This window comes from Bacteroides pyogenes DSM 20611 = JCM 6294 (genome assembly GCF_000428105.1).
In the GTDB taxonomy this organism is placed as follows: domain Bacteria; phylum Bacteroidota; class Bacteroidia; order Bacteroidales; family Bacteroidaceae; genus Bacteroides; species Bacteroides pyogenes.
The window spans coordinates 1-6,909 of sequence record NZ_ATZH01000059.1 but is presented as its reverse complement, the minus strand read 5'-3'; the positions used below and the strand labels follow the sequence as shown (position 1 = coordinate 6,909).

Here is a 6,909-nt window from a genome sequence, read left to right as displayed (position 1 = left end):
TTCTTTGTCGGTCAATGCAAAGTTAGTGATATTTTCCTAAGCAACAACCTCTTTGATGGCTTTCTCGCGGTAGCTGATCCATCTTTTTTTTATTTCTCCAACCTGCTTGCTCGCCTCTACCGGCGTCATTCCGTCCAGACTCATGTGAGGACGTTCGTTGTTGTAGAAGTCTATGGCAGCTTCCAGGGCAGCTTTCACCCCGTCGATGCTGAAAAATTCCATATCCTTGAGCAGCTCGTTTTTGATGGTGTTGTTTACCCTCTCGGCCACAGCGTTGTGCTTCGGATCCCCGGTTTCGGTCATGCTGATCTTGATGCCCAGGCTCTTCAAGCGGCCGGTGTATTCGTAGCTGGCGTATTGCACACCACGGTCAGAATGGTGGATGAGGGAATCGTTCAGGAATCTGCCATCCTTTATACGTTTCAGGGCCATATCCAGAGCCTGCATCGGGTAGAGCGTTGCCAAGGTTGCGCCAACGCTGTAACCGATAATCTCCTTGCTGTAACAATCTGTAACCAGTGACAGATAGCAGAAATCATATATGCCCCTTTCCGGGGAAGTCCAGAATGGCATATAGGTAATGTCGCTTACCCATAACCGGTTGACGGACTCAGGGATGAGCTCTCGTGTCAGGTCGGGATAGGTAGGATAGGTATGATCGGAGTTCGTGGTGCGGGCGCGGCGTTTCTTCTTCCGTACCTTGAGATTGTACTTCTCAAGGATGTCGTAGAAACGGTTGTAGCCCACACCGTGCTCCTTGCCAAACTTCTTGTTGTACATCTCCCACAGCTTGCCCCCGCCTATACCCGGGTCTTTACCGCGGATTTCCTTGATATACTCCACGCAGAAAGCCTCATCGGCCAGTCTGGACATCAGGCTGTCTCCATGCTTGTAATAGGCTTGTTTGCTCTTACCAAGCAGTCCACACAGCGAGGTCACAGGATAGACCCTGACATCGCTCGTGTGAAGCCTGTTGACTACTTGGTGCCAGCTTTTTTTAAGTCAATGCCATATACTTCCTTACCGAAGTCGACCATCTCTTCATAGAAGTCGGCACGCAACTTCTCCGTAGCCAGTCGCTTCTTTAATAAAGCCACTTCCTGCTTGAGCTTCTCATAATCTGCAGGAGTCACATCCTTGCCTTGCTTCTTCATCTCTTCAGCGATTTGGGGGTTACACGACTCAAAGGTACGAAGAATTCGATAGAAAGAAGAACGCGACAGACCTGTTTCCTGAAAAATCTCTGCTCTTGATTTTTTCTCAACATAATACATCTCATAGATCCGATGATGATTTTTCACCCGATCCAGGGCAGATGACAGACATAATGGTTGATCATTTTCCATAATTTGGGAGTTTAGGAGTCAACCTATTTTAAAAGAAGACACTTCCCGATGATTGTTTCTGCCGCCATCATTTCCCCCCCCGCTTCGGAGCGGAATGAAAAAAATAATCGCAGGAAAAGATGTTTTTCCCGATCTTTTTCGCTTACTTTGTTCCCTGTAAAGACAAAGGGGTGCCCCGTGAGGGCTGAGATTATACCCTAAGAACCTGATGCAGTTAGCACTGACGTAGGGATTGTGTTACTTATTATTGTTTGCCTTTCACAACGCCTCCTTTGTATTTACTTTCAAACTTATAAACCCGAATAAGAAAATGAAAGTACAAGTGAACGACAAGGAGGTGGAGGTTTCTCCCTCATTTACTCTTCAACAACTTATCCCTTATCTGGATTTGCCGACGCAGGGCATTGCCGTCGCCGTAAACAACCGCATGATTCCCCGCACGGACTGGGAAAGCCACGCGCTGCACGAAAACGACCGTATAGTGATTATTAAAGCGGCATGCGGAGGATAAGGGAATGACGAATTTATTATTTATCACACACCGCACCGAACGGTACTCGTACTTCGAGTCGGCTTGCATGGCGCTCGAAGGGGGATGCAAATGGATTCAGCTACGCATGAAAGACGCGCCGCTCGAAGAGACGGAAGCGGTGGCGCGCCGGCTGAAACCGCTTTGCAAGGCGCAGTCGGCAGTGCTGATGATCGACGACCACGTTGAGCTGGCAAAGAAACTAAGACTCGACGGCGTACATCTGGGCAGGCACGATATGCCTGTGGAGCAGGCGCGGAAAGTATTGGGAGCCGGATATATCATCGGCGGCACGGCAAACACGTTCGAAGATATCGTGCGCTGTTACCGCGCGGGAGCGGATTATCTGGGCGTCGGTCCCTTTCGTTTTACCACAACCAAACAGAATTTGAGCCCGGTATTGGGCACCGAAGGTTACGCCTCTCTCCTCTCGCAAATGAAAGAGGCCGGCATTGACCTGCCCGTGCTGGCTATCGGCGGAATTACGTTCGACGATATTCCCGGCATTCTGCAAACAGGCGTAACGGGAATCGCGCTCTCGGGGGCAATTCTGCAAGCGGAGAATCCGGTGGAAGAGACCCGGCGGATCATCGGCTGCGGACTTACGAGCGGACAAGGAAGCCGCACAAAGACAAAATCAGTGAAACAAGGAAACAATACATAAGAAGAAATGGAAAAACTAATCATTGCGGGACGTGAATTCGGCTCCCGCCTTTTTCTGGGAACGGGCAAGTTCCACTCCAACGAAGTGATGGAACAAGCGATTCTGGCATCCGGCACGGAGATGGTGACGGTGGCCATGAAGCGGGTGGACATGAACGATAAAGGGGACGACATGATGAAACACATCGTTCATCCGCACATTCAGCTATTGCCCAACACTTCGGGGGTACGCAACGCGGAGGAGGCGGTATTCGCCGCAAGGATGGCGCGCGAAGCCTTCGGGACGAACTGGCTGAAGCTGGAGATTCATCCCGACCCTCGTTACCTGCTGCCTGATTCCGTCGAAACGCTGAAAGCGACGGAGGAGCTGGTGAAACTGGGATTTACGGTACTCCCCTATTGCCAAGCCGACCCGGTGCTGTGCAAACGTCTGGAAGAGGCGGGAGCCGCTACGGTGATGCCGCTGGGAGCGCCGATAGGAACCAACAAAGGGTTGCAGACGAAAGAGTTTCTGCGCATCATCATCGAACAGGCGAACGTGCCGGTAGTGGTAGACGCGGGCATAGGCGCGCCGAGCCATGCGGCGGACGCGATGGAAATGGGCGCGGCGGCGGTACTGGTGAACACGGCCATTGCCGTAGCGGGCAATCCGGTTGAGATGGCAAAGGCGTTCAAAGCGGCAACGGAAGCGGGACGCCGGGCATACGAAGCGGGGCTTGGCGCGCAAGCCGACGACTTTACGGCAGAGGCAAGCTCGCCGCTGACGGAGTTTCTAAACTTGTAACAACCGGGTGTACCGAAGGATGAAACAACTTTAATCAACTGAAACTGTTCAGCTTTTTGCCTGCAACAGCCAATCGTAACGAAACATGAAACAACAGATAAAATTTCCCCGTTCTCAGAAAGTATATATGTCCGGAACGCTGTATCCGCACATCCGCGTAGGCATGCGGAAGGTAGAGCAAGTGCCCAGCGTGAGCTTCGAAGGCGAAGAAAAGATACTGACTCCCAATGCGGAGGTATACATATACGACACCAGCGGCCCGTTCAGCGACCCTGCCGTCGACATCGATCTCAAGAAGGGATTGCCGCGACTGCGTGAGGAATGGATCGTGGGGCGCGGAGATGTGGAACGGCTTCCCGAAATCAGTTCGGAGTACGGACGGATGCGACGCGACGACGCGACGCTGGATTCGCTGCGGTTCGAGCACATCGCGCTGCCTTATCGCGCCCGCAAAGGAAAAGCGATTACGCAGATGGCGTATGCCAAACAGGGCATCATTACGCCGGAGATGGAGTATGTAGCCATCCGAGAGAACATGAATTGCGAGGAGCTGGGCATCGAAACCTACATCACTCCGGAGTTTGTGCGGAAGGAGATAGCCGAAGGAAGGGCGGTGCTGCCTGCCAACATCAACCACCCGGAGGCGGAACCGATGATTATCGGGCGCAACTTTCTGGTGAAAATCAATACGAATATCGGAAACTCCGCCACGACTTCGGGCATCGACGAGGAGGTGGAGAAGGCGGTATGGAGCTGCAAATGGGGAGGCGACACGCTGATGGATCTATCCACCGGAGCCAATATCCACGAAACGCGCGAATGGATCATACGCAACTGTCCGGTGCCGGTGGGGACGGTTCCCATCTATCAGGCGTTGGAGAAGGTGAACGGAGCAGTGGAAGACCTGACGTGGGAGATTTACCGCGACACGCTGATAGAGCAATGCGAGCAAGGGGTGGATTACTTCACCATTCACGCGGGGATACGCCGTCACAACGTGCATCTGGCGGAGAAACGGCTGTGCGGCATCGTGAGCCGGGGAGGAAGCATCATGAGCAAATGGTGTCTGGTGCACGACCGGGAGAGTTTTCTGTACGAACATTTCGATGATATCTGCGATATTCTGGCACAATACGACGTGGCTGTGTCGCTGGGCGACGGCCTGCGCCCCGGATCCATACGCGACGCCAACGACGAAGCGCAGTTTGCCGAGCTGGACACGATGGGTGAACTGGTGCTGCGGGCATGGGAAAAGAACGTGCAGGCGTTCATCGAAGGACCGGGACATGTGCCGATGCACAAAATCAAAGAGAACATGGAACGGCAGATAGAGAAGTGCCACAACGCTCCGTTCTATACGCTCGGGCCGATAGTGACCGACATCGCGCCGGGCTACGACCACATTACTTCCGCCATCGGAGCGGCGCAAATCGGCTGGCTGGGCACCGCCATGCTTTGCTACGTCACTCCGAAAGAGCATCTGGCGCTGCCCGACAAAGAGGATGTGCGGGTAGGGGTAATCAGCTACAAGATTGCCGCGCACGCCGCCGACCTTGCCAAAGGGCATCCGGGCGCGCAGGTGAGAGACAACGCCCTGAGCAAGGCGCGGTACGAATTCCGGTGGAAAGACCAGTTCGACCTTTCGCTCGACCCCGAACGCGCGCAGTCTTATTTCCGTGCGGGGAATCACATCGACGGGGAATATTGCACGATGTGCGGGCCGAACTTCTGCGCCATGCGCCTGTCTCGCGAACTCAAATCGGCAAAGAAGGAATGACAATGCCGGGAATATGAATATTAAAACGAAAAAGAAATGTTTTCCGACGAATTAGCAAAAATATCTTGGGAAGAGACGACGGCAGCCATCTGTTCCAAAACCGAGAGGGACGTCCGCCGCGCGCTGGGCAAGCAGGGGCGTCTCGATGTAGACGACTTCATGGCTCTTATCTCGCCCGCCGCCGCTCCGTACCTCGAAGCAATGGCTCGTCTCAGCCGTAAATATACGATGGAACGGTTCGGCAAAACAATCTCGATGTTCGTGCCGCTCTACATCACCAACTCGTGCACCAACTCGTGCGTGTATTGCGGGTTCCACGTCAGCAACCCGATGAAGCGCACCATTCTCACGGAGGAGGAGATCGTGAACGAGTACAAAGCCATCAAACGGCTGGCTCCGTTCGACAACCTCCTGCTGGTCACCGGAGAGAATCCCGCAGTGGCAGGCGTGCCCTACATCGCCCGCGCGCTGGATCTGGCGAAGCCCTATTTCAGCAATCTTCAGATTGAAGTGATGCCACTCAAAGCGGAAGAGTACGAAGAACTGACGCGTCACGGACTGAACGGCGTGATTTGTTTTCAGGAGACTTACCACAAGGCGAACTACAAAAGGTACCATCCGCGAGGAATGAAATCGAAGTTCGAATGGCGGGTCGACGGCTTCGACCGGATGGGACAGGCGGGTGTGCACAAAATAGGAATGGGCGTGCTCATCGGTCTGGAGGATTGGCGGACGGATGTGACGATGATGGCGTATCACCTGCGTTACCTGCAAAAACATTACTGGAAGACGAAGTACAGCGTGAACTTCCCGCGTATGCGTCCTTCGGAAAACGGAGGATTTCAGCCCAATGTGGTGATGAGCGACCGCGAGTTGGCGCAGCTGACTTTCGCCATGCGCATCTTCGACCACGATGTGGACATCTCCTACTCCACCCGTGAAAGCGCAGCGTTTCGCGACAGCATGGCTACGCTCGGCGTGACGACGATGAGCGCCGAAAGCAAAACGGAACCGGGAGGTTACTACAGTTACCCGCAGACTTTGGAGCAATTCCACGTGAGCGACGAGCGGAAAGCGGTGGAAGTGGAGCGCGCGCTGAAGCGACTGGGACGTGAACCGGTGTGGAAAGACTGGGATCAGGCGTTCGATGCCGCGGCGAGATAAGCCGGAAAGGCTTGTGCGAAGAGAAGATTCGGCGGCAATTTGCAAATGCGGCATCGGTTGCGTTGGAACGACTATTGTCTCCGCACGAAAAGCAAGCGGGAATCTTCAAAGAACGGTTGGAAGAAAAGCAGAGCTGCTGATAAAAACCGACAGAGGTTCTGACAGAAACGAACAAAGCCCGGTTTCGATTCGACAGGACCTTTGACGCAAACTAACAGAACCTTCGATCGAAACAAACAGAGCCTCTGACTGAAACAAACAGAGCCTCTGACTGAAACAAACAGAGCCTCCGACTGAAACAAACAGAGCCTCCGACTGAAACAAACAGAGCCTCCGACTGAAACAAACAGAGCCTCTGACTGAAACGTAAGCCTCCGGTAAACCACGTATTTTCTGCAATCTCTTCGACCAGTATCTTTGTGCCCAAAAATAAAACTTATGATGACACGAGAAGAAGTTGCAGAAATTATTATGTACTGCAAGGAACACAAAGTAACTTATAAATCAAGGCTGGCGGAACTCAATATCCCTGTCTGGAGATTTTATGACAGCAAGTCCCGTTATGCAGAAGAACAGTCCTGCGTCAATACTTCCAAAGGCGATTTTATAGAACTGGGACAAAGCGGCACATTTATTCCTGTCCCGT

6 protein-coding genes, 2 pseudogenes and 1 riboswitch are annotated in these 6,909 nt (G+C 53.1%); of the genes and pseudogenes, 6 read left to right on the top strand and 2 right to left on the bottom strand.

Going from position 1 to position 6,909, the window contains the following annotated elements; all coding sequences use genetic code 11:
• Positions 1-36: 36 nt before the first annotated feature.
• Together C234_RS0112570 and C234_RS0112565 are read right to left on the bottom strand one after the other, a co-directional pair.
• Positions 37-942, bottom strand: a pseudogene (locus C234_RS0112570) (IS3 family transposase); the annotation flags it as partial.
• 35 nt (positions 943-977) lie between these two features.
• Entirely contained in the window at positions 978-1,346 is a 369-nt protein-coding gene (locus C234_RS0112565) for a helix-turn-helix domain-containing protein (protein ID WP_235342557.1), read from the bottom strand.
• A 156-nt stretch (positions 1,347-1,502) separates the two neighbouring features.
• A riboswitch (TPP riboswitch) is annotated at positions 1,503-1,595 on the top strand.
• 61 nt (positions 1,596-1,656) lie between these two features.
• Here C234_RS0112565 and thiS point away from each other — a divergent pair.
• The 6 genes and pseudogenes from thiS to C234_RS17835 all read left to right on the top strand — a co-directional run.
• Positions 1,657-1,857, top strand: coding sequence for a sulfur carrier protein ThiS (gene thiS / locus C234_RS0112560; RefSeq protein WP_027326053.1), 201 nt, complete (start codon positions 1,657-1,659; stop codon positions 1,855-1,857).
• A gap of 4 nt (positions 1,858-1,861) precedes the next feature.
• Positions 1,862-2,539 (top strand): thiamine phosphate synthase, encoded by a 678-nt coding sequence (locus tag C234_RS16440; protein WP_081688160.1) that lies wholly within the window; start codon positions 1,862-1,864, stop codon positions 2,537-2,539.
• 6 nt (positions 2,540-2,545) lie between these two features.
• Complete coding sequence (locus C234_RS0112550; RefSeq protein ID WP_027326052.1) at positions 2,546-3,322, top strand: thiazole synthase; 777 nt, start codon at positions 2,546-2,548, stop codon at positions 3,320-3,322.
• A gap of 85 nt (positions 3,323-3,407) precedes the next feature.
• Positions 3,408-5,099, top strand: coding sequence for a phosphomethylpyrimidine synthase ThiC (thiC, locus tag C234_RS0112545; protein ID WP_027326051.1), 1,692 nt, complete (start codon positions 3,408-3,410; stop codon positions 5,097-5,099).
• A gap of 36 nt (positions 5,100-5,135) precedes the next feature.
• Complete coding sequence (thiH, locus tag C234_RS0112540) at positions 5,136-6,263, top strand: 2-iminoacetate synthase ThiH (protein WP_027326050.1); 1,128 nt, start codon at positions 5,136-5,138, stop codon at positions 6,261-6,263.
• A gap of 438 nt (positions 6,264-6,701) precedes the next feature.
• A pseudogene (locus C234_RS17835) lies at positions 6,702-6,909 on the top strand (hypothetical protein); the annotation flags it as partial.

Bases quoted from the DNA above. Each gene is read 5' to 3' on its own strand.
- thiH (WP_027326050.1), top strand. From the start codon at position 5,136: ATGTTTTCCGACGAATTAGCAAAAATATCTTGGGAAGAGACGACGGCA.
- thiS (WP_027326053.1), top strand. From the start codon at position 1,657: ATGAAAGTACAAGTGAACGACAAGGAGGTGGAGGTTTCTCCCTCATTT.
- thiC (WP_027326051.1), top strand. From the start codon at position 3,408: ATGAAACAACAGATAAAATTTCCCCGTTCTCAGAAAGTATATATGTCC.
- C234_RS16440 (WP_081688160.1), top strand. From the start codon at position 1,862: ATGACGAATTTATTATTTATCACACACCGCACCGAACGGTACTCGTAC.
- C234_RS0112550 (WP_027326052.1), top strand. From the start codon at position 2,546: ATGGAAAAACTAATCATTGCGGGACGTGAATTCGGCTCCCGCCTTTTT.
- C234_RS0112565 (WP_235342557.1), bottom strand. From the start codon at position 1,346: ATGGAAAATGATCAACCATTATGTCTGTCATCTGCCCTGGATCGGGTG.